Raw genomic sequence first — 26,125 nt, 5'->3', positions numbered from 1 at the left:
CTGCAAACTTAACGCTTCAATACAAAATGTCCCTTTTTTACGGTTCCATCCTCAAAAGAAGCCTGATACCAATACGAGTCTGAGGGGAGCGGAGTTCCATTAAAAGTGCCATCCCAGCCATCAGAACGTGAGGAAAGGGCTTTGAGCAGTTTTCCAAACCGATTAAAAATTTGAATGTTAACGGTTTCCAAATCTTCCGAAACTCCAGTAATATTCCAGGTGTCGTGATACCCATCATTATTTGGTGTAAAATATTGGGGGAAACCCAGGATAAAAACTGATTGTGATACGCTGCCGCAACCATTTTTATCGCGTATACTAAGCAGGTAATTGCCTGGCCCAACATTTTTAAATTCCGGACTGTCCTGAAAACCGCTGTTTTCGCCAAGCTCGTATTCAAACTCACCTTGAGTTGTGGCTTGCACTGTAACGCGGTTTGAATTCCCTTCCGGTTCAATAGTAACTTCTTCAATCTCGGGTGGATAGGAGCGTATAATTTCAAACTCAAGTTCTGTTGTGCAGAACCGGTCCGGGTTTGTATAATTATTTATTGAAATCAGTTTGTACTTACCTTCTTCGGTAATGTAAACCGAGCTTGAACGCTGTACCAGATTTTCTTCACCGGTATCAGAAATCAAATAGACTTTAAACAGATTTTCAGTATCGCTATGAGTAAATGTTAACGAGCCATTTCCCTCACAAAACCTATAAATACTAACATCTCGAAATCGGGAAGAAGGATCAATGTGAAGCGGTATTTCATCAACTCCCTGGCATTGATTGTTGGTCTCAATTCGGGCATAAATTGTAGTGTCGTTCGACCTGAAAACAGTTTCGACAATTGGATTGATCTCTAAAGCGGCGTCTTCTCTGGATTGGTAAAAAGCTACATCCAGATTGGCATAGTATGTTGATTTGACGGCATCAAGATCAAAAAAACCATAACGCTCATCCTGAAAATAAACGCCCTCATCACAGGCATATTGAGGTTCTAGTTGCGGTAATGTTGCGGTTGTAGATTGTACTTCGAGGCGAAGGATATTTTGTCTGCTACAACCCGTTTGCGAACTTGCCACGGCAATCAACTCCTGATTAAAAGCTGATGTGTTCCGATAATTTTCAGGAGTAGGAATAGGGTTGTTTGCAGAAAGATTCGCTGCAGATTCATAAAAACTAACGGTGTAAGTCGAGTTGCCTCCAGTCAATTCAGCGACCGCCTCATTAAGGTTGAAACGTGTAAAACCGTCTGTAGAGGAATCAGTATCTATATCGCACTGTACCAGTTGCACATCCATTTTCGGAGGTAGTGGATTTACATTCAGTTCAAAGGCTTTTATGCTGAAACAGGCCGGGTTTGTGGCATTAAACCGGGAATAAATTGTTTGTGGATTTTGCGTGTTGGCAAATAAATCGGGTAACGGATTTACTTCATTTTGAGCGTCGTCAGCCGAAGCGTAATAACTGATGGAAGACGGATTATAAGAAGTACCGGTTAAAAGGTCTGCATCATTTTGCCTCAGGTTAAAAATACCCTTGCCATTGGCGTCGTCACCGTCTGAAGTATCATCGCATTGGCTCAAGTCTGAAGGTTCCCCTTCAGGATTAAAACCAAAACCTGAAGTCACAGTGATCGAATCAGTATCAGTACAGCCGGTAAGGGTGTTGGTTACGGTAAGCGTGTAGGTACCCGGTTGATTAATTTCAGGGGTTGTTGTCGTTTCAGCATTGACAATAAACCCATCTGTAGTAGTCCAGAGATAGGTGATTTCGGGACTTGAAGTGGATGCAGATCCGTCTAAAAAAATACTGTTATCCTCACAAGTAATTACGGTGTTAATCCCTGCATTGGCTACAGGTCTGCTAACCGAAATTTGAAAAGCCTGAATTTCAAAACATGAGAAATTTTCAGATGTTGTGACTCTGGCGTATAGTGTTTCAGTAGCTTGAGTATTTCTGTACGGAAGACTCAGGGCATTGATATTGTTTTCGGCATCGGCTTGAGTTGAAAAAAAGCTTACCTCAAAAACAGCAGGGTCCTGCCCGTCTAATGCCTGATCAATGGCAGTATTCAGGTCAAAAGATTCCTGGCCATCTCGACCGGCATCATCGCAGAGCACAATATCATCAATCACGCCCACACGTGGGGAAGGGGTAAAACTGATTTCTACTTCAATATCTATAGGCGCACAGTCATTGTTGAGAAAATAGTTATAGGTGCCCGGCGTATCTACGGCGGGATCAAAAACATCGGTGCCGCTGGCAAAAGCCGGAGTCCAGATTCCTCCCGACTGAGGTGAACCGGGGATACGCTCTAAGATGTTTACCGGGGCTTCCCCTTCACAAATTTTGACTTCACTCTCCTGACCATCAAATCCAAACCCTGAATAATAGCCTCCAAAACCCGCATTGTTATTAAAACCAAATAATCCTACAGAAAGCGGGCCGGTGGATGAAATCTGAACATTACCGCTTAGACCACTAATCACAAAGGTTTCCCAGTTGCTATTGCCCTCTACCTGTTCGATACTTACGCTGGTAGCTCCGGGAATTGTGCTTATTGTTGATCCGGTAGTGGTGACAGCAAGTATTTTTCCTTCATAAAAGGTGCTGCCAATGCGATCTACATCTGCAATGAGATCTACTTCCCTTAAAAGCAAGCAGGAGAGCGGAGGTAAAAAGTTCATACCCGGCGTGGTGTTATTAGTTGTACCCGCCAAAGCCTGATACACATAAACCGGAAGCGAGGTTTTGATGTACATATTGCGATGCCCACCACCGGTGTAGTTGCTGTTGTCGATTAAAAAATAGTCTCCGGCACTTAAAGTCCGGGCAGGTGTAGCGGCACCATTTAAAAAAACCTGTGTGTTATTTTGAGTAGCCACCACGATTGGTCGTTCAGCGGTCGCATCCCCGCCTCCTTCGATAGCTATGTATTCGGAACCCAACACCTCAACAGGAACGATCTGGTCAATTGCAAAATCCTGCCCGTTAGAGGCGAGACCTCCCAAAGCATTTCCGGTATTAACTGTAATGGGTTTTGAAGCCGTGACCAGCGCTCCAATGAATCCATCCTGATTTACGGGGACGTCACTATAACCGGAAACCGTATAGGTCTCACCCGCATTAAGGGTGACTGTGAGCTGGTCTGATGCATCTGTTCCCGTAGCTGTAGTAAAGACTACACCGGTATTGTACTCTGAAAAAATTACCTGCGTATTGTCTTCTACAGCATAAACACTGGCGTAAAAGTTTCTTAAGTTTTGCTCGCCGTTGTTAGGCAGGCTTCCCAGCCGAAACTGAGTTCCCAGTGCCAGACTACCCTTAGAGGTAAGGTAACCGGCCTGATTGCTTGATTGCACTCTAAAACTCACATAAAAAGGTGCGCTTGCTGAGAGGAGTAAGCCTTTGTTGTTAACAGCAGTATTGAGTTCAGAGCGGTCAACAAACATAGGTGAAGGCTGACTGTTTCCAATACTGATGCGCGCAGGGTTGCCCTTTGAAATAGTTGTAGTGGCAAAAACAACTCCGTTACCGGTTTGAATGGTAACCGTAAAAGGTGTTTCTGATGGGGTTGATAAATACACGTAATGATCTTCAACCTGATTAGCTGCCCGTGAATGTATGGGTGAGATATAATGCCGCGTACTGAGTTGCGCATGCAGCAGTTCTGGAAGAAAAATTGCCAGGAAAAGCAGCCCTAAATAAAGTTTTGACTTCACGTATTAAATTTCAAGTATTCCAAGATACTCAATATTTAACAGGAGTACAGAGGCAGAATGCGATTTGAACGATATGACCCCTTGATTTGACGATTCTTATACTTTTTTGGACAAAATCAGCAATCAGGGTTTCCACTTAATCCCGCAACCCAGACTGGGTTTTTGAATTTTGTTTTGAGGGCGGTTGTTAAAGATGTTGTCCAGAGCTTCGCGCAGGTCACGACCGTTTACGGGTATGCCGTTGCCGGGACGCGAATCATCAAGCTGCCCGCGATAGACGAGTTTAAGTTCGGAGTCAAACAAATAAAAGTCGGGTGTGCAGGCCGCATCATAGGCTTTAGCTACTTCCTGATTTTTATCAAACAAGTAAGGGAAACTGTAATTGTATTTTTGGGCGGTTTCGCGCATTTGCCGGGGACCATCTTCGGGGTAGGCTTCAATATCGTTGCTGCTTATCGCAACAAAACCAAATCCGAGTACCCGGTAATCATTGGCCACACGCACAATCTCGTGATTTACGTGTTTGACAAAAGGACAGTGGTTACAGATGAACATTACCACGGTTCCCAATTCCCCGGCAATATCGGTCAAGGATTCATACGAATTGGTAAGCGGGTTTTGCAGGGAAAAAAACGGAGCAATGGTTCCCAGCGGAAGCATAGTTGATTCGGTTCTTGCCATAGCATTGAGGTTTTTAAGTATCGCAATATAGGTAAGCAAGTGCTGTGATTTGTTACAAATACTAAAGTTGTTTTAAATCTTTGGGGTAGCAGCCGTGCCTTTGTAACTTTAATGAAATCCATTATATGGATGATCAGTAAGGCCATTTGGGCTTTATTCAAATACAGAATTTTCAACTCATTTAATCTCGAACAATCGAGTAAAACCAAAATACCATGAAAAATACATACAGTTCGCTTTCTAAAGCGATAGAAGATTTAAAAGATAAGGGCTACGATACCGATTTTAATCTGGTAGACGAAGGCATCGAATCTAAACATCTGAAAAAAACCTGGAATGCCGGGCAAATTGAAGTGGAAGATGCCTTTCGTTTTGAAGGAATGACTAATCCCGGGGATAATTCGGTGCTGTATCTTATAAATACACACAGCGGCGAAAAAGGCCTGCTGGTTGATGCTTACGGTGCTTACAGCGGTCAGATTTCTCAGGAAATGATTCAAAAACTGAAGATCGAGCATTAATGGATAACGATTTAACCTGGGCCGAATTTGAACGAGTGGAAATGCGCGTGGGGACGATTATGACTGTTAGTGATTTTCCCGAAGCCCGAAAACCGGCTTTCCAATTGCAAATTGATTTTGGCGAGGAAATCGGCGTGCGCAAAACTTCGGCTCAGATCACCAAAAAATATGACCGCACCGAACTCGTAGGAAAGCAGGTTGTTGCGGTGGTAAACTTTCCTAAAAAGCAGATTGCCAATTTTATGAGTGAATGCCTCGTTTTGGGAGCGGTAGCAGGAGATGAGGTAACCTTGTTAAGTCCTGATCTTTCTGTTAAAAACGGATTACGCATTGGCTAGCCCTTGCGATAGCGATAGCAGCGGCATCCTTTTTTGAGCCTGCGGCGAAAAAAAGATACAGCGGATAGCGCGGTGCTTTAGCAATCGCCCAAAAACTAAAAAACCCACATTTCAACTGAAGTGTGGGTTTTGTTGTAAGGATCTGTCTAAATTATTCTTCACCGCTTCGGGTAGGGCTGAGGTCTTTAGCCTCGTCTTCGGTATACATTCGGGATTTGATAACAAATCGTATTCCCAATGGAATTTCCAAAGAAAAGCTGGAACCCCGGCCGGGCGTGATATCTACGGTGAGTTGCGTGTGTTTCCAGTATTCAAACTGGTCTTTTGACATAAAGAACTCACAACCGTGAATCGTGCCCAGATACACATCGGTCTCATTGATCATCAGGTCTCCCTTGGGGAAACACATAGGCGAGGAGCCGTCGCAACAGCCTCCGCTCTGGTGAAACATCAATTCACCGTGCTGCTCCCGTAACTGATTTATGACATCTTTTGCGGCTTCTGTAGCCTGTACCCGTTGCGTCATGATTTTGTTTTTAGAAAAAGCCCATTGGTTTTTTGTCATAAGAAATCAACATATTTTTGGTGTGGCGGTAATGCGCCAGCATCATTTTGTGGTTTTCACGACCGATTCCTGATTTTTTATAACCTCCAAACGGAGCGTGAGCGGGGTAATTGTGGTAGTTATTTACCCAAACACGACCGGCCTTAATGGCTCTCGAGATTTGATAGGCCTGGTGCGTATCGCGCGTCCATACCCCGGCACCCAGACCGTAAAGTGTGTCGTTTGCGATCTCGATAGCTTCAGCTTCATCTTTAAAGGTCGTTACGCAGACCACAGGACCAAAAATCTCTTCCTGAAATACGCGCATTTTATTGTTTCCTTTTAAAATGGTAGGCTGAATGTAATACCCGCCTTCAAGGCCTTCATTGTAGGCAGAGCCGCCACCGCAGAGCACTTCGGCACCTTCTTCTTTACCAATATTGATGTAATTGAGAATTTTCTCATACTGGTCGTTAGAAGCCTGTGCGCCCATCATCGTGTCCGGACTCAGCGGATGCCCCAGCTTGATGGCTTTGGTGCGTTCGATCACGCGCTCAATGAACTTATCGTAAATGCTTTCCTGCACTAAAAGTCGCGATGGGCAGGTGCATACTTCACCCTGATTTAAGGCAAACATCACGGCTCCTTCAAGGCACTTGTCAAAGAATTCGTCATCAGCATCCATCACGCTTTCAAAAAATACGTTAGGCGATTTACCACCCAGCTCCAGCGTTACCGGTGTGATGTTTTTAGAAGCATATTGCATAATGAGTTGCCCGGTTGTGGTCTCACCGGTGAAGGCGATCTTGTTGATGCGGGGTGAAGATGCAAGCGGTTTACCGGCTTCAGCACCAAAACCGTTAACGATATTGAGCACACCGGCAGGCAGGATGTCTTCAATAAGTTCCATCAGGATAAGGATACCTACGGGAGTTTGTTCTGCGGGTTTAAGTACCACGCAGTTACCGGCGGCAAGGGCTGGGGCCAGTTTCCAGGTTGCCATAAGAATTGGGAAATTCCACGGAATGATCTGACCAACAACTCCAAGGGGTTCGGTAACATTTATGCACACGGTGTTGCTGTCGAGTTCGCTCACTGAGCCTTCTTCGGCACGAATAACCCCGGCAAAGTAACGGAAATGGTCAACAGCCAGGGGTAAGTCGGCTGCGCGGGTCTCGCGGATGGCTTTCCCGTTGTCCCAGGTTTCTGCACGGGCGAGCGTCTCGAGGTTTTTTTCCATAACATCGGCAATTTTCAGCAAGAGGTTGCTGCGGTAAGCGGCGGAAGAATTATTCCATTCGGGAGCGGCTTTCCAGGCGGCATCGATGGCTTTTTCCACATCTTCGGCAGTAGAGCGCGGAATACGCGTAAAGTTTGCGCCGTCAACTGGAGACACATTATCAAAATACTGTCCTTTTACAGGAGCTGTCCATTTACCGCCAATGTAATTTTCATACTGGTCTTTAAACTTGGGCTTCTCTACAACGTTTGCGGAAGCGGTTTGTACATCACTCATAAGATTTGTCTTTTTAAATTATACGTCTTTGTTTGTTTTGCTTTTGAAGTGGGGAAACTGCTGAAAGCTTTAGTCTTAGCTAAAGTTAAACAAGACCATGGCCAATGTGCTGACCGTTTCTATCAAATCAGTGAACTATTCTATTAATAATTAGGGATATGTGATTTTTTAGGCTCTAAAATTGTAAATTTATTAGGCTAAAACTTTTTGATTGCGAATGCTTCAGTTGAAGCTGTAAGAATAATGTTTTGGTTGAATGCATTTAAAGATTGATCTATGCAGCTTTCTGATTCTTTTTATAAAAACCGAAAACTGGAAAATCTGGTAGAAAACCAGACTTCCTATACCTTGAATAATGCCGCGATGCACGTTTTTGAAACGCATCAGCAGGCAGAACGGGTTTTGCTCAAATTTGACAAGCCGGTTTTGGCCAGTATGCTGCGTGGCAAAAAGATTATGCACCTGCGCGATCACAACAGTTTTGACTTTTTACCGGGGGAGTCGCTGATCCTGCCCGCAGACGAACTCATGTGTATTGATTTTCCTGAAGCTCAGGGAACTAACCCCACCCGCTGTCTGGCAATGGCTATTGCAGAAGACAAGATTAAGCGCGTGGTGACGTTGATGAATGAAAATCTTACCAAAGATGACGGCAGCGAGTGGAGTCTGATGGATTATAATTTTCACTTTACTAACGATGTGGGGATCTACCAGATCTTACAGCGGCTTTTGTTTTTGTTTACTGAAAATCATCCGTCAAAAGATTTCTTTGTAGACAATATGCTGCAGGAGCTTATCGTGCGCATTTTGCAAACCAATAACCGAAAAATTTACACCGATAAAACCTTTAAACTAAGTCCTGATAACCGGCTTTCCTTTATTATCGACTACATACGCGAACACATTCACGAACCCATTTCGGTGGAGCAACTGAGTCAAAAAGCCTGTATGAGCGAATCTAATTTTTACCGGGTGTTTAAAAATGAGCTGGGTGTCTCACCGGTAGATTTCATCAATACCGAACGTATCAAATTAGCGGTGAGCCTGCTGCAGGATCCCGACCGAAAAATTAAAAACATCTATCTGGACTGTGGGTTTGAAAGTCGCTCGTACTTCAACCGGGTGTTTAAGCGTATTAAAAATACCTCGCCGGGAGCTTTTCAGGCTAAGATGGCTTCTCTTTAAACCGCGTCTTCTTCAATACTGCGCATGGCACGCAGGTATTTAGACAGAGCGGCACTGCTTTGCTGCTGGATCTTAAGTTTTAAGAATTTGGTTTTACCCAATAAAAAACCCTTAAAACCTAAAGCCTGTCGCGCCCATTTACTCAGGTCAAAATGATCGGTGTGTTGCAGGATTTTTCCATTTTGAAAGTAAAAGGTGCCCACTACTTGATTCACCACTGTGCGTTTTTCAGGACCAAATTTATAAGTAGCCGTCCACCTGGCGCTGCCGTTATAGTCGTTTGCCTGAATGTCTGAATAGGTGACCTTTAGATCATCGCCACCACGTTCAATAAGCATAAACCACATCGCCCGGGCGCGATCCCCTTTGATATTGCCAAAAGCCGGATCAGAAAATTCCACGTTTTTATGATAGCACGCGGTCATCTCAAGTGGATTGTGATTTTGGAAGGCGCTGTAAAATTGTTCCAGGATTTCTTCGTTAGGATGCATAGCTTTTTTACTGAAGTGGAAAGTTAGCCGTTTCCAGAATATTATGCGCCAAATAAGGGTTTAAGTTTTTCCCTGCCTTCATACAGCAGCCACAATTCAATGGCAAAGAATACCAGACCGATTACAAGTCCGCTGGGTTCATTTACGATATGAAGGAGCATAATACCTACAAGAATGGGAAACAGCATCACGGCACCAAGCGTACGCAGTGGTTTAAATAGAACCAGAATACCTCCCAGAATTTCAACACCGGCGACCAGAGGCATTAACCAGCCTATAGTTTCAAAAGCCCCCATCACCTCGAGCATTGCTGCCGGGATATCTTCGGCCATAGGCATATAATTAAAGAGTTTGTTGAGCCCCGAATTGATAAACATCAATCCGAAAAGGATGCTAACGACGAGTAAGACTTTAGATTTCATAAGGACATAACCGTTGGTTTTTTTAATCTTTAATAGGAGCTATGGGATAGCTGTACTCTAAAATATTGAAATTTCAGATTGAATTTTAAGTCTTCCTTAAGATTTTACAGCCCCCTTTTTCGGGTGCATTTCTTTAAATTCAAGTGATTTTCTAACATTTCAATCGATGTAAATAGGCAATGACTATCATTTTATAAAATGTATAGATTGAATTTATATCTATAACTCGTTTTAAAATGGTTGTTTTACGTTGGAAAAATTTCATTTAAAACATATATATGGACACAAACAAATCAAACCACGGTAATGACGGAAAAGTCTGGGAGGTAAACGAATCTTCAGCTAAATGTCCTTTCCTTAACGGAGAGATGCATCACGTTACCGGTCAGGGAACAACCAACCGCGACTGGTGGCCAGAGCAATTAAACCTTAGTATTTTGAAACAAAACTCATCTAAGGTAAATCCTATGGATGAAGATTTTGACTATGCTGAGGCGTTTAAATCATTAGATCTTGCAGCGGTAAAGCAGGATTTATACGATTTAATGACCAACAGCCAGGATTGGTGGCCGGCAGATTACGGGCACTATGGTCCGTTTTTTATACGTATGGCTTGGCACGCGGCCGGTACCTATCGTATTCACGATGGTCGTGGCGGTGCAGGTAGCGGGCAGCAGCGTTTTGCTCCCTTAAACAGCTGGCCCGATAATGCCAATTTAGATAAAGCGCGCTTGCTGCTTTGGCCTATAAAAAAGAAATACGGAAATAAATTATCATGGGCAGACCTTCTAATCCTTGCCGGAAACTGTGCTCACGAGTCTATGGGACTTCAAACTTTTGGTTTTGCAGGTGGTCGTGAAGACGTTTGGGAGCCTGAAGAAGTATATTGGGGAGCAGAGACCGAATGGCTTGCAAACCAGGAACGTTATAAGGGTGGTGAATTAGAGAAAGCACTAGGTGCCGCACATATGGGATTGATTTATGTAAACCCGGAAGGGCATAACGCAAATCCCGATCCTGTTGAGTCTGCACATTACATCCGCGAGACTTTTGGCCGTATGGCGATGAACGATTATGAGACTGTAGCTCTTATTGCCGGTGGTCACACCTTTGGTAAAACCCACGGTGCTGCAGACCCTGAAAAATACGTAGGTGTTGAACCTGCCGGAGCAGATATCGAAGCTCAGGGAATGGGCTGGAAAAACAGCTATGGCAGCGGTAAAGGAGCAGATACCATCACCAGTGGTATTGAAGGTGCCTGGACCGACACGCCTACCCAATGGAGCAACAAATATTTTGAAAACCTGTTTGGTTACGAATGGGAATTGACCAAGAGTCCTGCCGGTGCACACCAGTGGAAACCCAAAGGAGATGCCGGTGCAGGTACTGTACCTGATGCGCACCGTCCTGACGTAAAGCATGCACCGTTTATGCTAACGACCGACTTATCCCTGCGTTTTGATCCTGCCTACGAGAAAATCTCCAGACACTTTATGGAAAATCCTGAAGAGTTTGCAGACGCCTATGCTCGTGCGTGGTTTAAATTAACACACCGGGATATGGGACCTAAAGAGCGTTACCTGGGCCCTGAAGTTCCTCAGGAAGAATTGATCTGGCAGGACCCTATTCCTGCTGTAGATCACGAGCTGATCAACGATGCAGATATTGAACATTTAAAGGCTAATATTCTTGATGCCGGTCACTCAATTTCTGATTTGGTTTCTGTGGCCTGGGCTTCCGCTTCAACCTTTAGAGGTTCAGACAAACGTGGTGGAGCCAACGGAGCACGCATTCGTTTTACACCCCAACGCGGATGGGAAGTAAACAATCCTGAGAAGTTGAACGCGGTGTTGAACACCTTAGAAGGCATTCAAAAGTCGTTTAACGATTCGCAAAGCGGAAACAAAAAAGTTTCAATCGCAGATCTTATTGTACTTGCGGGTAGTGCTGCCGTAGAAAAGGCTGCACACAATGCCGGTCACGAGATCAGCGTGCCTTTTACCCCCGGTCGTGCCGATGCGCTGGAAGAGCAAACCGATGCTTCTGCATTTGACGCGCTTGAGCCTGTAGCAGATGGTTTTAGAAATTATATGAAAGACCGTTTTAAAATTAAGGCTGAAGAATTTTTGGTAGACCGTGCTCAGTTGCTAACCCTTACTCCACCTGAAATGACGGTATTGGTAGGTGGTATGCGCGTGTTAAATACTAATTTTGATGGTTCGCATCACGGCGTATTTACCCATAATCCCGAAACCTTGACCAATGATTTCTTTGTAAATCTGCTGGATATGAACACTACGTGGAAATCGGTTTCTGAAAATGATGATGTATTTGAAGGTAGTGATCGCAATACCGGCGAGAAGAAATGGACAGGTACTCGTGTAGATTTGATCTTTGGTTCAAACTCCGAGTTACGTGCCCTGGCTGAATCGTATGCCCTGGAAGATAGTGGTGAGCGTTTTGTGAAGCATTTCGTAAAAGCCTGGACCAAGGTGATGAACCTGGATCGATATGATTTAAAAAAGTAGGTTAGATTTTAATTGTTAGTAAGAAGGCGGCCCCGTTTGGGCCGCCTTTTTTTATTGCCAGGAATCCTTAAGATTTAAAAAGCTTCCTGCTCTTCAGGTTTCAGGCTTTTTTCTCGAAGGGTTTTTGCCGCTTCAACCATTGCCTTTAAAGCCTTACGTGTTTCTTCCCAACCCCGGGTTTTGAGTCCGCAATCGGGGTTTACCCACAATTGCTTATCGGGAATAACCTGTCTTGCTTTTTCCATCAGGGCAAGCATTTCTTCTTTAGCAGGCACCCTTGGGGCGTGAATGTCGTATACTCCTGGCCCTATCTCATTGGGGTAATTAAATTCTGCAAAGGCATCCAGCAATTCCATCTGCGAGCGGGAGCATTCAATGGTTATCACATCGGCATCCATTGCGGCAATGTGTTCAATAATATCATTGAATTCTGAGTAGCACATATGCGTATGGATCTGGGTTTCCTCCCGAACTCCTGCTGCCGAAAGGCAAAACGCATTTACGGCCCATTTGAGGTAGGCATCCCATTCTGCTTTTCGAAGCGGAAGTCCTTCACGCAGGGCGGGTTCGTCTATTTGAATGATGCGTATTCCGGCTTTTTCCAGATCGAGTACTTCGTCCCGTATGGCCAGGGCAATCTGATTACAGGTTTCAGAACGGGGTTGATCATTCCGCACAAAACTCCATTGCAAAATAGTAACCGGGCCGGTGAGCATGCCCTTTACAATTCTGGAGGTAAGGCCCTGTGCATAGGTACTCCATTTTACAGTCATAGGATTTGGGCGTTCGACATCACCGTATATGATGGGCGGCTTAACGCAACGGCTTCCGTAGCTTTGCACCCAGCCCAGCCGGGTAAAAGCAAAGCCGTCAAGCTGCTCGCCAAAGTACTCTACCATATCATTGCGTTCAAACTCGCCGTGCACCAGTACATCGAGATCAATTTCTTCCTGCCAGCGTATACAATGCTCTGTTTCTTCAAGGAGCAGGTTCTCATAATCGGCCGCTGTGAGGTTATCTTTTTTAAATTGTGCCCTCCAGCTTCGCACTTCTTTGGTTTGTGGAAAGGAACCTATTGTTGTGGTAGGAAACAGGGGGAGCTTAAGCGCCTTATGCTGTTTCGTCCTGCGAATGGAAAAGGCCTCATTGCGCAAAGCATCCTGAATGCTTATCGCTGCCGTTCTTTGCTTAACCTGAGTTTTGTGAATACGCTTTGATTCCCTGCGGCTTTTGATGCTGTCTATGTTGGCCTGCAGTTTTCGCATACCCGATACCGCCTCTTCGTCTTTAGATTCCACCAGGTTTTTTAAGGTGGTGATTTCGTCTAGTTTTTGTTTGGCAAAGGCCAGCCAGTTTTTGATTTCCGGCGTTAGGGCGTTTGTTTCCGGTTCCAGATCCAGGTCACAGGGTACGTGCAACAGGGAACAGCTGGGAGCCAACAAGACGCGTGCAGATCCTAAGGTTTTGATAGCCCGGTTGATTTCTTTTAAAGTGGCCTCATAATCGTTTTTCCAAATGTTTCTGCCGTCGACAAGACCTAGTGAAATGCTTAGGTTTTCCGGGGCTTTTTTCAGGATTTGATTCAATTGCCCTGGTGCGCGGACCAGGTCGATATGCAGGGCACAGACGGGCAGAGAAATTGCCAGATCCAGGTTTCCGCCCAAACCTTCAAAATAAGTAGCCAGTAGAAATTTTAAAGCCGGGAAGGCTTCCCGGAGTTCGTGATACACGCGATGGTACACTTCTTTTTCACGATGGCTTAAATCAAGCGTCAGGAAAGGTTCGTCGAGCTGAACCCATACCGCCCCGTTTTCCTGAAGTTTTTCCAGCAGTTTAAAATACACGGGCAGCAGGCGATCTATAAGATCTAAACGGTGAAAACCGGTTTCTTTTTCTTTACCTAAAAGCAGATAGGATACCGGCCCCAGTAAAACCGGTTTGGTAAGTATACCGGCATCTTTCGCCTCTAAAAACTCGTCAACCGCTTTGGTTGAAAATAATTCAAATTTCTGGTCTTTAGTGAATTCGGGGACGATGTAATGGTAGTTGGTGTCAAACCACTTGGTCATTTCCATTGCGGTAAGGTCAAGCCCGTCCCGTTGATAACCGCGAGCCATTGCAAAATAGAGATCGGGTATGCTGTTGTCTGATTTGCCAAGTAAAGGCGCATAACGTGCAGGAATCGCTTTAAGCGTTAAGGACATATCCAATACCTGATCGTAAAACGAAAAATCGTTTGAAGGGATGAGGTCTATGCCCGCTTCCTGCTGTATCAGCCAGTTGTTTTTTCGTAGTTCTGCGCCGGTTTGATGCAGTTCGTCGAGTGAGATTTTACCTGACCAATACTGCTCACAGGCTTTCTTGAGTTCACGATGGCTACCAATACGCGGGTAGCCCAGAATGTGCGTTTGCATGTTGCTAAACTTTTAAATGAATGAATGATTTAAAAGTTCGTTGCCCTATTTTGGCTTTGCCAAAACGATGAGAAGAAACCGGAGAAGGATGGTGCAGGAAGCTTACAAAAGGGTATAGGTATCCTCTTGAAAATTTACGTGCATCGTACCAGACCAATAGCTTCAGATCGCGAAAGCAAAGTCTTAGCGGAACAGGCAGGTCTCCTGACTTGTAACAGCTTTACCGTCCTTCCCATATTTTTGAGATACAGTGGACTCGATTTGGCAAAGCCTTATGGTATTACTTACAGTTGCGCGACAGCTCTGGATTTGCACCAGATTCCCTATTAATGCACGTTATGTGTAACCCGTTCCGTTAGATGAAAAATAAAGTAATGAACTTATTGAAGCCGTGAAATTACGGTTTTAGGTTTTATCAAAGTAGTATTACCAGTTTATTCTTAAAAGGCTTTGCGCAGGCTTTTTGCCAAACCTCAATATGCTGCCTTTAACGCCGCCTTAACGTGTTTTGTGTGAAGACCTTACTATATTTAAATAAAAAGTTAAGTTATGAGTGATCTAAAACGAAAGAATCTGGTAGAACGCAATCTGGCCGATATGCACAGAGGCGGGGAAGGTGTTCATTTTACCGAATCGCAACGCGCGCTGAAAAAGAATAAAGAGGAGGAAGAAGAGCGTATTAATGCGAAATTGAAGAAAAAATAAATCCAATTTACGATAACAGACCTCACAGGTTTCCAAAACCTGTGAGGTCTTTTTTTATTAAGTGTTCTCTGTAAACGACCACGCCACAATTCTACTTATTTTATTGCCGGTTCCCATCGGGATGGTTTTTACGGTTAGGGCTTCAGCACGCTTCAGGTGTTTGTAAATGTCTTTTAAATAGTCCTGACGGGAGACCAAAGTCGTAAACCACCTGCACTGCTTAGCAAATGCGCTGCTTTCGCGTATCATAGTCTTGATAAACTTAGGCTCTCCACCCGGTGTGATGAGTTCGTTCTGATTCCCGGAAAAATTGAGATAGGGGGTTGATTGTTGGTTTCCGGTAAGGTTGTTCACTTTTCTGCGCGTTCCTTGAGTAGCCGCATCCCGCGTAGCGTGAAAGGGCGGGTTGCACATGCTAAAGTCAAAGGCCTCGCCGGGCTTGATCACATTTTTAAAAATCGACTCTTTCGTTTCCTGTAGGCGCAGCTCGATTTTAGAGTTTAGGATGGTATTGTTTTCAATGATTTCTGCTGCGGAAGCAATAGAATTGGGATCAATATCGGTCGCTACAAAATTCCAATCGTATTCTACAACACCCAAAATGGGGTAAATTAAGCTGGCGCCGGTGCCAATATCCAGACCTTTAATTTCTTTTCCCTGCGGAATTTTTCCGTTTGTGCTTTCGGCTAATAAATCGGCCAGGTAATGCAGGTAATCTGCCCTTCCCGGAATGGGTGGCACCAAATTCGCTTCCGGAAACTCCCAGTTGGGTATTCCGTAGTAAAAACCCAGCAATGCCTGATTGAGCAATTTTACTGCCTTAGGATTCGCAAAATCTACTGATGTGGTGCCGTATTTATTGGGTTTGAGGTGTGCTTTCAGCCCGGGCTTTAGTTCTATCAACGCGTCCAAATCATAAGGCTCACGGTTGCGGTTGCGGGCGTGTAGTTTGGATTTTAAACCGGAACCTGTGGAATCCTGCCTGAGATTTTTAGCCCCGGAGCGATTGGTATGCGTTTTTTTAGAAGACATAGGGGTTAAAACTACGCTTTTACCTCGTTTTCAAGTTCGTTTCCGGCTTCAAAATCACTAAGATTTTTTAGACTTACCTCTGCGATTTGTTCTAAAGCTTCTTTGGTGAAAAAGCCCTGGTGACCGGTGATGAGCACATTCGGAAAAGACATGAGCCTTAAAAAATCATCATCCTTATTAATCGTTTCCGAGCGGTCGTTAAAAAACAAACCCGATTCCTGCTCGTAAACATCGATGCCCAGATAGCCCAGTTTTTCCTGTTTTAAGGCTTCGACCACTGCTGTTGTATCAATCAAAGCGCCCCGACCGGTATTGATAAGCATCGCGCCGCTTTTCATCTGATCAAAAGCTTTGCGATCCATAAGATGATGGGTTTGTTCATTGAGCGGACAATGAAGCGAGATGATGTCTGCTTCCCGTAACAGCTGTTCAAGCTCTACATAATGAACACCCTGATCTTTCAGTTCGTCATTAGGCTTAACATCAAAAGCAAACACCTTACATCCAAAACCCAGCATAATTTTAGCAAAGCAGGCCCCGATTATTCCGGTACCAATAACTCCAACACTTTTGCCGTAAATATTAAAACCGGTAAGTTTTTCTAATGAAAAGTTATTTTCCCGAACCCGATTATAGGCTTTATGGGTTTTACGGTTTAAGGTGAGAATCAAAGCCACGGCGTGTTCTGCCACAGCCTGCGGTGAATAGGCCGGTACCCGTACTACTTTAATGTTGTTTTGGGCGGTAGCTTCAAGATCAACATTATTAAAACCGGCACAGCGCAAGGCGATGAGTTTGATATCAAAATCAGCCAGTTTACTGATGGTTTCGGCGTCGAGCGCATCATTTACAAAAACACAAACCGCTTCAAAACCTTCCGCCAAAGAGGCTGTATGTTTATTCAGGGAAGTTTCAAAAAAGCGAAGTTCGTGATCAAAGGATTCGTTAGTTTGTTCAAAGAAGTCCTGATCGTATTTTTTAGTGCTGAAAAAGGCTACGCGCATAAGAGTTGGGTTTATGCTTAAAGTTATTTCATTTTTAATGAACTGAAGCTCCATAAGCCCGGTATGTGAGATTCGTCCTGAAAAACCGGGCATTAGAAAACGCTATCCTGCTTATATACAGAGTAAATAGGTTAATATCTGAACACGCTGAAGCCGATCAGATATTGATGATGCAGGTCTTACTAAAAGCCTTTGTTGATGGAGCTTACAAGTGCGAACTAAACCACATTCTTTTTTTGGGCGGAATCGCTTCGCTTTGTGAGGCGATTTTTAAAAGAGCCGGATCTTTTTCTTTTGCAAAAACCAGCTGAAATAACTGGGCTACGGTCATAGTACTTGAAGGACGTTCAACCAGTTTGAAGGGGTCTCCTGGAGCGACATTTCCTTCTTTGAGAATGCTGAGATAGGTGCCGCCCAGTCCATATTCCACAAATTGCTTAATAACTTTAGGAGTGCCGAATTTATGTCCCAATTTATAACAGGGTTCCCGGTACTGCGAAACCTGTACTACCGCTTCGCCAACCTCATAAATACTCCCCAGATAGACTTCGTGTTCATCAAAACCGGTAAGCGTCAGATTTTCCCCAAACATTCCCCAGGACCAGTCCAGATTGGGATATAAATTTTTCCAATAGGGATAGTGTTCAGAAGCAAAAACATAACAGGCTTTGTAATACCCGCCATGATGTAACCGGTCTGAAACTTCATCGCCCATAACATCATTTTTGGTAAGATAAAGCGGTTGATCTACCGGTTTTTTATAGATGCCCGTTGTTTCTTCTTTTCCATTCCAGATGAAGGTAGTGGGTGTGGCTAAATTGGTTGAAAGGATTTTCATAAACTCCGTTTAAAACACCTTATATCAATTGATTAAAGCTGAAAGCCCATAAGACTATTTGAATGAGGAATGTACGTAATTTAAACTTTGTTGATTTAGTTGCCTGCCAACTTTCTTTTTAAATAAGGCGCTGTTTTACTCTGTGAGTTTGCAGCTACGGCTTCAGGGGTTCCTGCACACACGATGTTGCCGCCTTCATTACCAGCACCGGGACCGATGTCAATCACCCAGTCGCTTGCAGCGATTACCTGCATATCGTGCTCTACCACAATCACCGTATTTCCGGCTTCTACCAGATTATGGAGTTGTGCCTGTAATTTTTCAACATCGGTAGGGTGCAGGCCGGTCGTGGGTTCGTCTAAAATATACAGTGTTTTCCCGCTGTTGCCGCGTTGTAATTCTTTAGCCAATTTAATGCGTTGCGCTTCCCCTCCTGAAAGTTCGGTGGCGGGTTGTCCCAGGCGCAAATAGCCCAGCCCCACATCTTCCAGCAAGGTAAGCGGTTTGCTTACGCCTGATTCTTCCTCAAAAAAGTTTACCGCCTGCGCCACGGTCATCTCCAAAACCTGTGCGATATTTTTACCCTTGTACGTGACTTCTAAAGTATCTTCATTATAGCGCATTCCCTTACAAACCGGGCAGGGCGCGTAAACGCTGGGCAGAAAAAGCAGTTCTACCATTACGGCACCTTCGCCTTCACAATTGGGACAACGTCCTTTTCCCACGTTAAACGAAAACCTTCCGGCTTTATACTTGCGGGATTTTGCCAGGCTGGTAGATGCAAATAAGCTTCGTACCCGGTCAAATAAACCGGTATAGGTCGCCAGATTAGACCGTGGAGTGCGGCCAATGGGTTTTTGATTAACCACAACCATGCGCTTCAGATTCTCGGCACCTGCTGCAATATGTCCTGCTGTAGGTTCAGGGTTGTCGGAATTTAGGAGTTCTTCGGTCTCTTCGGCTTCCTCTTCGAGCGTGTTGCTTTTTAATTTCGCCTTCATTAAATCAACCAGCGCCTGACTCACCAAACTGCTTTTCCCGGAGCCTGAAATTCCCGTCACACTTGTCAAAACCCCCAGTGGAAACTTCACGTCGAGCTCGTTTAGGTTGTTTCGGGTGATTCCGGAAAGCTCAAGCAAGTTTTTAGCCTCACGACGCACCGGTTTCTCAAAGGATAGATCCTGAAACAAATGGGTTTTGGTTTTTGAAGCCGCAACGGTTTTTAACCCTTCCGGCGGACCGCTATACAGTATTTGACCACCGCCTTCTCCGGCATCGGGGCCTACCTCTACCAGCCAGTCGGCACGGCGGATTACTTCGAGTTCGTGTTCCACAACAAAAAGGGAATTTCCGCCTTGCTTTAGCAAAGCCAAGGTGCGCAATAAGGCTTCAGTATCTGCCGGATGCAAACCTGCTGAAGGTTCGTCTAAGACATATACCACCCCGAAGAGGTTGCTGCGTACCTGCGTGGCCAGCCGCAAACGCTGATGTTCCCCGGGCGAAAGGCTGGGCGTATTGCGCTCCAGAGACAGGTAACCCAGACCCAAATCGAGTAGTACTTCCAGGCGCCCTGCAAAATCTTCAGCGATGCGCCGGGTCACCATTCGTTTTTCCTGCGGAATGGATTCGTTTTCAAATACCGCTGCATTTGCCGTGCTGTAAGGAACAAATACATCATAGAGTTTTTTTAGCGGAAGCTTTGAAATATCGGCGATGTCATAACCGGCGAAGGTTACTGAAAGCGATTCCGGTTTCAGGCGTTTACCCTTACATGTAGGGCAGATGCTGCCGGTCATATACTGCGCCACGCGTTTTTTCATCGAAGCACTGGGCGAATTGGCATAGGTATGCAACACGTAACTTTTTGCGCTGGTATAGGTGCCTTTGTAGCTGGGTTGTTCGTTGCGTTTGATCGCCTGCTGAACCTCCTGCGGACTGCGGTCCCGATATACCGGCACGGTTGGGTTTTCTTCGGTGAAGAGAATCCAGTTACGCTGGTCCTGGGGCAATTCATTCCAGGGGATGTCTACATCGTAGCCCAAAGTCACCAGGATATCCCTGAGGTTTTTTCCCTGCCAGGCTCTGGGCCAGGCGGCAATCGCCCGTTCGCGTATGCTCAGCGAAGGATCAGGGACCAGGCTGTTTTCGGTAACGCTATAGGTTTTCCCGAGTCCGTGGCATTCGGGGCAGGCGCCTTCCGGGGTGTTGGCCGAAAAGGAATCGGCATAAAGCAGGGCCTGACCTTTAGGATAATTCCCGGCCCGTGAGTAAAGCATGCGCAGCAGATTTGACAAGGTGGTAACCGAACCTACGGTTGACCGTGTAGAGCCGGTACTGCGATGCTGTTGCAAAGCGACCGCAGGTGGGAGCCCGGTGATTTCATCAACTTCCGGAATGGGCATTTGGTTAAAAAGCCGCCGTGCATACGGGGAAACCGATTCCAGATACCGGCGTTGGGCTTCGGCATATAAAGTACCGAAAGCCAGAGAGGATTTACCCGAACCGGATATCCCGGTAAAGACCACCAAAGCATCGCGTGGAATCTCGAAAGATACATTTTTCAGATTATTCTGGCGTGCGCCTTTAACGTGCACATAGCCGTTGAAGTCCGTTTCTTTTTTGTTCCTGTTTTGCATAGTGCCGAATATACCAAGAACCAAAGAGGCAGCCTTCCCGATTTACAAGTTTGTGATGAGCTTGTGCAGGCTTTAGGGGTTTTTGTTAAAAAGCTGTTAGTATATCAAATGTCTTTTGACCAGCTATGTGCGTATTCGTAAATACCTATGTCATCAATTAATTTCAAATATGTAGTATGATTATTCTTCTTTAGTCATCTTTTTCTTCAGCATAACAAGAAGTCCCCGTTAAAAATTTTCGAAGCCTTGGAGAAAATTTAGGGGGCTTCTTGTGGTTTTGCCTGATAAGGCAAAAATGCCTAAGAAAAAGTGTCCTTTCTTTTGGTTCGTTTTCTTTGGACAAGCAAAGAAAATGAACAGAACATGATATAAAAGTCTGTAATAATTTTCTTTTGTTTTGAAAATCAGAATACTATCTTTTTATTCTTCGGAAAATAGCGAAATTAGTGCATCAAAATCCTGACTATGCCTGCAACTACTATTGACGAGGTGATTACTGAACTGGATGCTATCATTGCTTTTGAAAAGCAACAGAATAGCTGTCTGGCATTCTTTCCTATTTTATATAACAAGGTGACCAAACGTATTAAGGCGGGTATAGCAACCAACGAATTTGATGACAATGCCCGAATGGAAAAGCTGGATGTGCTTTTTGCCAACCGCTATATTGAAGCCTACCACGCTTATAAAGAAGGCAAGAAACCGACTCAAAGTTGGGCGAACGCATTTAAGATAGACGAAGCTATGGTGATGCAACACCTGCTATTGGGCATCAACGCGCACATCAATCTTGATTTGGGTATAGCCGCAGCATTAACCACCGGCGATGATCACCTTGCCGATCTGGAAACGGACTTCAATAAAATAAATGCCGTACTGGCGAGTATGGTGGCCGATGTTAAAGACCGTATCGGTAAAGTTTCGCCTTTATTTAAATTACTGGAACTGTTAGGCAAAGGCAAAGAAGATAAACTGGTTTCCTTCAGCATCAATGTAGCGCGTGACGGCGCCTGGCTGTTTGCAAATGAATACGCTGCCGCAGTGAATAAGGCCGATGCAATCAGTAAGCGGGATGTAGTTATCGCAACGCTAGCCGATAAAATCGTAAACCCGAAAAGCAAACTGCTTCAGGTTGTGGCTAAAGTGGTGCGCTTTTTTGAAGTTAAGGAGGTACGGAAGGTGGCTGCTGTTTTGGAAGCTTCCTAGTTACGTTCGGTATACTGCTTGAAATTATTGAGAATCGCCTGCCAGCCCTGTTCCTGCATTTCGATAGGGTTTTGATCTTCGGGATCAAAGCTTACGGTGATTTGAGTTCCGTTTTCGGCTGCTGCTAGATCAACCTTACACACGCGACCGCCAAATTCATAGGTGAAACTGTTCCCGGGATTCATTTCGGTATAAACCGCTTCAAAGTCAAAGCCAAAACTGCCGTCTTTGGCTTCCATTCGCGCGAAATAGGTGCCACCTACCTGTAAATCATTTTTTACTTCGGGACAATGCCAGCTGGGATCGGCAAAATTCCAGTTCACAATGTGCTCGGAACTTGTGTAGTATTCCCAGACTTTTAATTTTTCAGCATTGATGTGTGCACTTACGGTGATTGGCTTTGTTTTCATAGCTTGTTGAGTTGTTCTTTTTTAAATTGAAGCATATCCCAGATCAATCTTTCAGGAAAAGGTTTGTGGTGTGGAAACTGCACGGAGCCTTTACCTTGTTTATAAGCGGCTAATTCATCCTTAAATTTTTCGTGGGTAAACGGCTGGGCATAAAAGCCGATGTGATTGGCAAATCCACCAAAATACACGAAGGGTTTTTTGTTCAATTTGTAAGCCGGCATATGATAGGAGATGCTTTCTACAGCTTCGGGAGCACAGTCCAGAATTAGCCTGCGCAAAACACGCATCCGTTCCTGAACCTCCTGAGGAAATTCGGTAATGTAATCGTCTACATTTGTTGCTTCGGTTGTGTTCATAATCTACAGATTATAAGTACCTAAAGCTACTGAAAATTACAGTTTGAATTCCAAATCATTTTGGTCGGTATCAAAAATATGCGGATAGTGTTCCTTTACATTTTTAATCATAAATGTTACCGGCACGTCTTCAAAATGGCCGTAATCTTCCAAGTATTCCATAAAGCGTGAACCTTCGGCATTGTAGGCCTGCAGGTATGAATCGGTTTTACCATCAAACTCCAGCGGGGCTACGTTGAGTTTTTCGCAAAGCGAAGCGTTAAAGGCGGGAGACATTTTGAGCCAGTTACCGTCTAAACATACATCGACCGAACCGTGCGGTGTAAGTGCGTTAGAACCAAATTTCTCCATCAGTCGTTCTACCGCGATGTGGTTCACTACTTTGCCCAGCTGCAGTCGGGCGGGGATGCCCAGGCCGCGCAAACCTGCAATGAGCACGATTGATTTTTCTACACAATTGCCTCTTGACTTTTCCGCCAGAGCACTCGCCCGGTAATTTTCAGGATTCAGGCTGATGTGATAGGGATCGTATAAATATCCGTCTCGCACTTTGGTATACAACCCAATGGCTTTTTCAGCTTCGCTTAAAGAATCGTCTTTAAATGCTGCAATAAGCCGCTGTATGTTTTCGTGGGTATAGTCGAAGTAAAAGGTGGGTTGTAGGTAATTCATCAGGGTTTAATTTTGTCTTTGAGTGAAGCACATTAGTTCCGTTTTTTAAAGATGTTTTGTTATTTTTTAGCTCGCAGTTTTTTATTGGTTGTGGAGCTTGTGAACCTCCTGTCGGTGGTTTGCATCGCCCAAAAAAGAACCAAAAAACGCTAGGCTTAAGAAACGATCTCTAAATTTTCTGAACTCCCCTGCGGGTCAAATAGCAGAAAATTTCACGAAGCACTCATTTCAAATTTCACGAGATCTTTTCTATAGGCCGGTTTTGATTCTTATTTAGATGTATTAGAAGTATTGTCGCTTAACATCCATCCCCGGCCCTTCCTTCAAAGGAAGGGAGTTTCAATAATTCTAAAGCCTCCCTTTGAAGGGAGGTTTGGTGGGATGTTTTTAGGCTTTGCCTTTAAAAAAAATGTTTTTGGTAATGAGACCTACTCATTCAATCTGTACACCGCATCGGCGAACTGTTCTCCAAAATGGATATAGCCGGCGCTGTCGTAATGCCAGGGATCGGAATACTTGTAATAACGCGTGCTGCGGATGATGGCTGCATTGCCGTCTTCACGGGCGAACTTTTCCTGCGCGTACTGCACGAGTTCGCCATAATCCCACACCTTCCCGTCGGGGGCATTCCACGAGTCGGAAATCTTGCCTACCACTACCGGCAGATCATCGGTGCGCAGACTGGCGCGGATGAGGTTCATCAATTGCGAGAGGTTCTGATAGTATTTTTGTGCAATGGCTTCGGTCTTATCGCCGTCGCTTTCGCCCTGCATCCACAAAATACCCATAGGGACGAGGTAATCCTCGCGACCGTTACCGTCCAGATCCTTAGTGGTGAGCGCGTTATTAAGCGTAGCTAAAAAATGGTCGTATTGATTGATGCCGTTTTTGCCGTTGTAATGCGGGTCCCAGGCTCCAAAACGGCCGGCAGCGAGACTGTCTATTGACGAACCGCCCTTAGCATATTTGACTAGTGCGATTTTCTGGTCTGGATAATACTGCTGTAGCTTTTTGGCAAAAGAAAGTTCGATACCAAAGCGGTTTGAATGCGTATTGGTTGTTCCATCTGATTTAAAACCGGTGCCGTGGCCGGGTTGCAGGGGCTCCCAAACACCCTGCCCGCCTAGAGGTTGCTCATCGTCGGTGGGGTTTCCTTCAAAGATATACACGTTTTCAAAGTTGGTGTCCAGCGAATCGGGGAGGTCTTTGGTGTAGCCATAACCTTCCATATTAGACTGCCCGCCGAGAAAATACAGGTGAATCGTGTCTTTTGCAGTCTGTTGCGCCAAACCTGACAGCGGCAGTGCCAGGCCTGCCAGAATTCCCAAAATTCTTGAAATCATTATTTTATGTTTATGCGATTAGTTGAAAGCGTTTCTAACCTGAAAGTTACGCATAATAGGCTTAGAGGAACAGGTTTGTGAGAATTTTGAATTTGAGAATTACCTGATAAAGATTGAGCTCGCTGTATTTTAATGGTTTTGGAGCTCGTGACTTCCTTTTTTAGTTAAATGTCACTTCGAGTGATTTTTGAGAGTTTGAGCTCGAAAAAATAGTATTGAGAAGCCTGGCAAGCGAGAGACATTTTTAACTCCTAAGACTTCTCGATACAGCTGTAGCACCGCTATTGCTTTGCTTCAGCCACTCGAAGTGACACCCATACTAGCAAATCTGCAAAACATCCATCCCCAGCCCTTCCTTCAAAGGAAGGGAGTATCAAAAATTAAAAGCATCTGTTCGCACCTTCCTTAAAGTCGGAGGGATGTTTAGATGTGTATTTTACACCAATTAATCCGCGTTTAGGGTATAGGTGTAAGTAGCCGAATCTTCACCGCCTTTAATAAGCTTGAGTTGCTTGTTTTTATAGGTGTAGGTATACGCACCGTTTAGGATCAGACCCCAGTCAAATTCTGCAGTCTAAAAGTTTTCATCACTAAACTTAAATTGGTTATCAGTAATGGTATAGGTACCACTTCCTCCTGCGGGGTAACGATCTTCATTCCCGGTAGCAGAATAGGTCTTGCCGGCTTCAAAAGTTACGGTCACGGTGCCGTCGTGGGTCGTGCCATCGGGGTTGGTGACTTCAAAAGTACCGCTGTATTCCCCTGCTGGTACGCTGTCGTCGAGATCCTGATCTGCACAGGAATTTAAATTGGAAGTAAACAGCATCAGGCAGCAAAATTTTAAAATCGCGTTCATAAGGTGGTTTTACGCGTAGATGCGGAAAAGGGTGTGGGGTTGCGTGAGGACCTGAGGTGTGCCTCAAAAAAGGCGATTAAATATTGTAAGCCTCTTTAGCGGTTCTGATGATTGAATAAATCCCAGTGGAGGTTGGGGTTCATTAATTTAATTTTACGTTTTCCGCTATGTAATTTTCGATAAGTTTTTTGTCTTGCTCTGTTCTGATAATGAGTAATGCGTTGCTTTTATGGGACCGATAATTCATCAAATATTTTGTTTTTCCACTACGTGTCAATGGAATATATTCAAGTACGGTTGGGTCAAAATTTTTAGTGATCAACTCTGTTTTATGGATGCGGTTAAGTATATGCTTAGTACGAACCATAGCTTTGTTTTTCTCATCAATTTTTAATTCGGAATAATAAATCCAGGATGCAAAGCGATAAAGGATATAAGCGATCGTTGTAAGGATTGCGACATAAATCCCAATCCCAACCCCTAAAAACCAAATCAGAAACAGTAATGAGGTAGTTGTAAAGATCAAGAACTCCTTAGGCTTAAAGGGGATTCTATCATTCAAAATATGAACACTTCCCTGTGAGGGTGTAAATTAAACTCTGTCTGAAATAGATTTAAACATTAATTTTATTCAGACAGAACCATGAGAAAAGAGGAACAGACAGAATTTGAAAAGAAGGTGCTTGACCAGTTCATGTCGGGCAAGAA

The 26,125-nt window shown here is 44.6% G+C and carries 23 protein-coding genes and 1 riboswitch; of the genes, 6 read left to right on the top strand and 17 right to left on the bottom strand.

Features of this window, described 5'->3' with window-relative positions:
* Window positions 1–8: 8 nt before the first annotated feature.
* Both LLW17_RS15120 and LLW17_RS15115 read right to left on the bottom strand, forming a co-directional pair.
* Window positions 9–3,719, bottom strand: coding sequence for an FIDD domain-containing protein (locus LLW17_RS15120; RefSeq protein ID WP_228231128.1), 3,711 nt, complete (start codon window positions 3,717–3,719; stop codon window positions 9–11).
* 123 nt (window positions 3,720–3,842) lie between these two features.
* Window positions 3,843–4,400, bottom strand: a complete 558-nt coding sequence (locus LLW17_RS15115) for a thioredoxin family protein (RefSeq protein WP_228231127.1) — start codon at window positions 4,398–4,400, stop codon at window positions 3,843–3,845.
* Between the two features lie 215 nt (window positions 4,401–4,615).
* Here LLW17_RS15115 and LLW17_RS15110 point away from each other — a divergent pair, with 215 nt between their 5' ends.
* Both LLW17_RS15110 and LLW17_RS15105 read left to right on the top strand, forming a co-directional pair.
* Entirely contained in the window at window positions 4,616–4,921 is a 306-nt protein-coding gene (locus LLW17_RS15110; protein WP_228231126.1) for a phosphoribosylpyrophosphate synthetase, read from the top strand.
* On the top strand, window positions 4,921–5,259 hold the full coding sequence (locus LLW17_RS15105) for a tRNA-binding protein (protein WP_228231125.1): 339 nt from the start codon (window positions 4,921–4,923) through the stop codon (window positions 5,257–5,259). Before LLW17_RS15110 ends, LLW17_RS15105 begins: the two co-directional genes overlap by 1 nt.
* 151 nt (window positions 5,260–5,410) lie before the next feature.
* Here the strand turns inward: LLW17_RS15105 and LLW17_RS15100 are convergent, their stop codons facing one another.
* On the bottom strand, window positions 5,411–5,785 hold the full coding sequence (locus LLW17_RS15100) for a DUF779 domain-containing protein (RefSeq protein ID WP_228231124.1): 375 nt from the start codon (window positions 5,783–5,785) through the stop codon (window positions 5,411–5,413).
* Between the two features lie 10 nt (window positions 5,786–5,795).
* Window positions 5,796–7,319 (bottom strand): aldehyde dehydrogenase family protein, encoded by a 1,524-nt coding sequence (locus LLW17_RS15095; protein WP_228231123.1) that lies wholly within the window; start codon window positions 7,317–7,319, stop codon window positions 5,796–5,798.
* 276 nt (window positions 7,320–7,595) lie between these two features.
* Here LLW17_RS15095 and LLW17_RS15090 point away from each other — a divergent pair, with 276 nt between their 5' ends.
* The gene (locus LLW17_RS15090) at window positions 7,596–8,504 is read left to right on the top strand and encodes an AraC family transcriptional regulator (protein ID WP_228231122.1); all 909 of its coding nucleotides are present in this window, start codon (window positions 7,596–7,598) and stop codon (window positions 8,502–8,504) included.
* Here LLW17_RS15090 and LLW17_RS15085 read toward each other — a convergent pair.
* Window positions 8,501–8,995 (bottom strand): nuclear transport factor 2 family protein, encoded by a 495-nt coding sequence (locus LLW17_RS15085; protein WP_228231121.1) that lies wholly within the window; start codon window positions 8,993–8,995, stop codon window positions 8,501–8,503. The genes LLW17_RS15090 and LLW17_RS15085 overlap by 4 nt on opposite strands.
* Before the next feature lie 41 nt (window positions 8,996–9,036).
* Complete coding sequence (locus LLW17_RS15080) at window positions 9,037–9,417, bottom strand: MauE/DoxX family redox-associated membrane protein (RefSeq protein WP_228231120.1); 381 nt, start codon at window positions 9,415–9,417, stop codon at window positions 9,037–9,039.
* A gap of 278 nt (window positions 9,418–9,695) precedes the next feature.
* On the opposite strand from LLW17_RS15080, the gene katG reads away from it, so the two are divergent.
* Window positions 9,696–11,945: a catalase/peroxidase HPI gene (katG, locus tag LLW17_RS15075; RefSeq protein ID WP_228231119.1), complete on the top strand. Its 2,250-nt coding sequence runs from the start codon at window positions 9,696–9,698 to the stop codon at window positions 11,943–11,945.
* Between the two features lie 74 nt (window positions 11,946–12,019).
* On the opposite strand, the gene metE is transcribed toward katG, so the two are convergent.
* Window positions 12,020–14,359 carry a 5-methyltetrahydropteroyltriglutamate--homocysteine S-methyltransferase gene (gene metE / locus LLW17_RS15070; protein ID WP_228231118.1) on the bottom strand — a complete coding sequence of 780 codons (2,340 nt, stop codon included), beginning with the start codon at window positions 14,357–14,359 and terminating at the stop codon, window positions 12,020–12,022.
* A gap of 177 nt (window positions 14,360–14,536) precedes the next feature.
* A riboswitch (cobalamin riboswitch) is annotated at window positions 14,537–14,725 on the bottom strand.
* Window positions 14,726–14,908: 183 nt separating this feature from the next.
* Here metE and LLW17_RS15065 point away from each other — a divergent pair.
* A complete protein-coding gene (locus tag LLW17_RS15065) occupies window positions 14,909–15,064 on the top strand; it encodes a hypothetical protein (RefSeq protein ID WP_228231117.1) in 156 nt (51 codons plus the stop codon).
* 57 nt (window positions 15,065–15,121) lie between these two features.
* Here the strand turns inward: LLW17_RS15065 and rlmF are convergent, their stop codons facing one another.
* The 4 genes from rlmF to uvrA all read right to left on the bottom strand — a co-directional run bounded on the left by rlmF (window position 15,122) and on the right by uvrA (window position 20,574).
* Window positions 15,122–16,096: a 23S rRNA (adenine(1618)-N(6))-methyltransferase RlmF gene (rlmF, locus tag LLW17_RS15060; RefSeq protein WP_228231116.1), complete on the bottom strand. Its 975-nt coding sequence runs from the start codon at window positions 16,094–16,096 to the stop codon at window positions 15,122–15,124.
* Window positions 16,097–16,107: 11 nt separating this feature from the next.
* Window positions 16,108–17,100: a 2-hydroxyacid dehydrogenase gene (locus LLW17_RS15055; protein ID WP_228231115.1), complete on the bottom strand. Its 993-nt coding sequence runs from the start codon at window positions 17,098–17,100 to the stop codon at window positions 16,108–16,110.
* A 205-nt stretch (window positions 17,101–17,305) separates the two neighbouring features.
* The gene (locus LLW17_RS15050) at window positions 17,306–17,938 is read right to left on the bottom strand and encodes an MOSC domain-containing protein (RefSeq protein ID WP_228231114.1); all 633 of its coding nucleotides are present in this window, start codon (window positions 17,936–17,938) and stop codon (window positions 17,306–17,308) included.
* A 95-nt stretch (window positions 17,939–18,033) separates the two neighbouring features.
* Window positions 18,034–20,574: an excinuclease ABC subunit UvrA gene (gene uvrA / locus LLW17_RS15045; protein ID WP_228231113.1), complete on the bottom strand. Its 2,541-nt coding sequence runs from the start codon at window positions 20,572–20,574 to the stop codon at window positions 18,034–18,036.
* 465 nt (window positions 20,575–21,039) lie between these two features.
* On the opposite strand from uvrA, the gene LLW17_RS15040 reads away from it, so the two are divergent.
* Window positions 21,040–21,780, top strand: a complete 741-nt coding sequence (locus LLW17_RS15040; protein ID WP_228231112.1) for a DUF5995 family protein — start codon at window positions 21,040–21,042, stop codon at window positions 21,778–21,780.
* On the opposite strand, the gene LLW17_RS15035 is transcribed toward LLW17_RS15040, so the two are convergent.
* From LLW17_RS15035 to LLW17_RS15010, 6 genes are all read right to left on the bottom strand, one after another.
* Window positions 21,777–22,190, bottom strand: coding sequence for an SRPBCC domain-containing protein (locus tag LLW17_RS15035; RefSeq protein WP_228231111.1), 414 nt, complete (start codon window positions 22,188–22,190; stop codon window positions 21,777–21,779). The genes LLW17_RS15040 and LLW17_RS15035 overlap by 4 nt on opposite strands.
* Complete coding sequence (locus LLW17_RS15030; protein WP_228231110.1) at window positions 22,187–22,546, bottom strand: iron chaperone; 360 nt, start codon at window positions 22,544–22,546, stop codon at window positions 22,187–22,189. The genes LLW17_RS15035 and LLW17_RS15030 overlap by 4 nt, the downstream gene beginning before the upstream one ends.
* Window positions 22,547–22,582: 36 nt before the next feature.
* Window positions 22,583–23,218, bottom strand: coding sequence for a transglutaminase-like domain-containing protein (locus LLW17_RS15025; RefSeq protein WP_228231109.1), 636 nt, complete (start codon window positions 23,216–23,218; stop codon window positions 22,583–22,585).
* A gap of 428 nt (window positions 23,219–23,646) precedes the next feature.
* Complete coding sequence (locus tag LLW17_RS15020) at window positions 23,647–24,561, bottom strand: sialate O-acetylesterase (RefSeq protein ID WP_228231108.1); 915 nt, start codon at window positions 24,559–24,561, stop codon at window positions 23,647–23,649.
* A gap of 574 nt (window positions 24,562–25,135) precedes the next feature.
* A complete protein-coding gene (locus LLW17_RS15015) occupies window positions 25,136–25,417 on the bottom strand; it encodes a hypothetical protein (protein ID WP_228231107.1) in 282 nt (93 codons plus the stop codon).
* A 142-nt stretch (window positions 25,418–25,559) separates the two neighbouring features.
* Window positions 25,560–25,979, bottom strand: coding sequence for a hypothetical protein (locus LLW17_RS15010; RefSeq protein ID WP_228231106.1), 420 nt, complete (start codon window positions 25,977–25,979; stop codon window positions 25,560–25,562).
* Window positions 25,980–26,125: the final 146 nt, after the last annotated feature.

Origin of the sequence: Leeuwenhoekiella parthenopeia, assembly GCF_020782115.1 — a bacterium.
GTDB lineage: Bacteria > Bacteroidota > Bacteroidia > Flavobacteriales > Flavobacteriaceae > Leeuwenhoekiella > Leeuwenhoekiella parthenopeia.
Note: the sequence above shows the minus strand (reverse complement) of the source record. Positions and strands in the feature narration are given on the sequence as shown.

What these genes read in the sequence shown, in the direction of transcription:
- LLW17_RS15115 (WP_228231127.1), bottom strand. Translation starts at nt 4,400, where the DNA reads ATGGCAAGAACCGAATCAACTATGCTTCCGCTGGGAACCATTGCTCCG.
- LLW17_RS15110 (WP_228231126.1), top strand. Translation starts at nt 4,616, where the DNA reads ATGAAAAATACATACAGTTCGCTTTCTAAAGCGATAGAAGATTTAAAA.
- LLW17_RS15105 (WP_228231125.1), top strand. Translation starts at nt 4,921, where the DNA reads ATGGATAACGATTTAACCTGGGCCGAATTTGAACGAGTGGAAATGCGC.
- LLW17_RS15100 (WP_228231124.1), bottom strand. Translation starts at nt 5,785, where the DNA reads ATGACGCAACGGGTACAGGCTACAGAAGCCGCAAAAGATGTCATAAAT.
- LLW17_RS15095 (WP_228231123.1), bottom strand. Translation starts at nt 7,319, where the DNA reads ATGAGTGATGTACAAACCGCTTCCGCAAACGTTGTAGAGAAGCCCAAG.
- LLW17_RS15090 (WP_228231122.1), top strand. Translation starts at nt 7,596, where the DNA reads ATGCAGCTTTCTGATTCTTTTTATAAAAACCGAAAACTGGAAAATCTG.
- LLW17_RS15085 (WP_228231121.1), bottom strand. Translation starts at nt 8,995, where the DNA reads ATGCATCCTAACGAAGAAATCCTGGAACAATTTTACAGCGCCTTCCAA.
- LLW17_RS15080 (WP_228231120.1), bottom strand. Translation starts at nt 9,417, where the DNA reads ATGAAATCTAAAGTCTTACTCGTCGTTAGCATCCTTTTCGGATTGATG.
- katG (WP_228231119.1), top strand. Translation starts at nt 9,696, where the DNA reads ATGGACACAAACAAATCAAACCACGGTAATGACGGAAAAGTCTGGGAG.
- metE (WP_228231118.1), bottom strand. Translation starts at nt 14,359, where the DNA reads ATGCAAACGCACATTCTGGGCTACCCGCGTATTGGTAGCCATCGTGAA.
- LLW17_RS15065 (WP_228231117.1), top strand. Translation starts at nt 14,909, where the DNA reads ATGAGTGATCTAAAACGAAAGAATCTGGTAGAACGCAATCTGGCCGAT.
- rlmF (WP_228231116.1), bottom strand. Translation starts at nt 16,096, where the DNA reads ATGTCTTCTAAAAAAACGCATACCAATCGCTCCGGGGCTAAAAATCTC.
- LLW17_RS15055 (WP_228231115.1), bottom strand. Translation starts at nt 17,100, where the DNA reads ATGCGCGTAGCCTTTTTCAGCACTAAAAAATACGATCAGGACTTCTTT.
- LLW17_RS15050 (WP_228231114.1), bottom strand. Translation starts at nt 17,938, where the DNA reads ATGAAAATCCTTTCAACCAATTTAGCCACACCCACTACCTTCATCTGG.
- uvrA (WP_228231113.1), bottom strand. Translation starts at nt 20,574, where the DNA reads ATGCAAAACAGGAACAAAAAAGAAACGGACTTCAACGGCTATGTGCAC.
- LLW17_RS15040 (WP_228231112.1), top strand. Translation starts at nt 21,040, where the DNA reads ATGCCTGCAACTACTATTGACGAGGTGATTACTGAACTGGATGCTATC.
- LLW17_RS15035 (WP_228231111.1), bottom strand. Translation starts at nt 22,190, where the DNA reads ATGAAAACAAAGCCAATCACCGTAAGTGCACACATCAATGCTGAAAAA.
- LLW17_RS15030 (WP_228231110.1), bottom strand. Translation starts at nt 22,546, where the DNA reads ATGAACACAACCGAAGCAACAAATGTAGACGATTACATTACCGAATTT.
- LLW17_RS15025 (WP_228231109.1), bottom strand. Translation starts at nt 23,218, where the DNA reads ATGAATTACCTACAACCCACCTTTTACTTCGACTATACCCACGAAAAC.
- LLW17_RS15020 (WP_228231108.1), bottom strand. Translation starts at nt 24,561, where the DNA reads ATGATTTCAAGAATTTTGGGAATTCTGGCAGGCCTGGCACTGCCGCTG.
- LLW17_RS15015 (WP_228231107.1), bottom strand. Translation starts at nt 25,417, where the DNA reads ATGAACGCGATTTTAAAATTTTGCTGCCTGATGCTGTTTACTTCCAAT.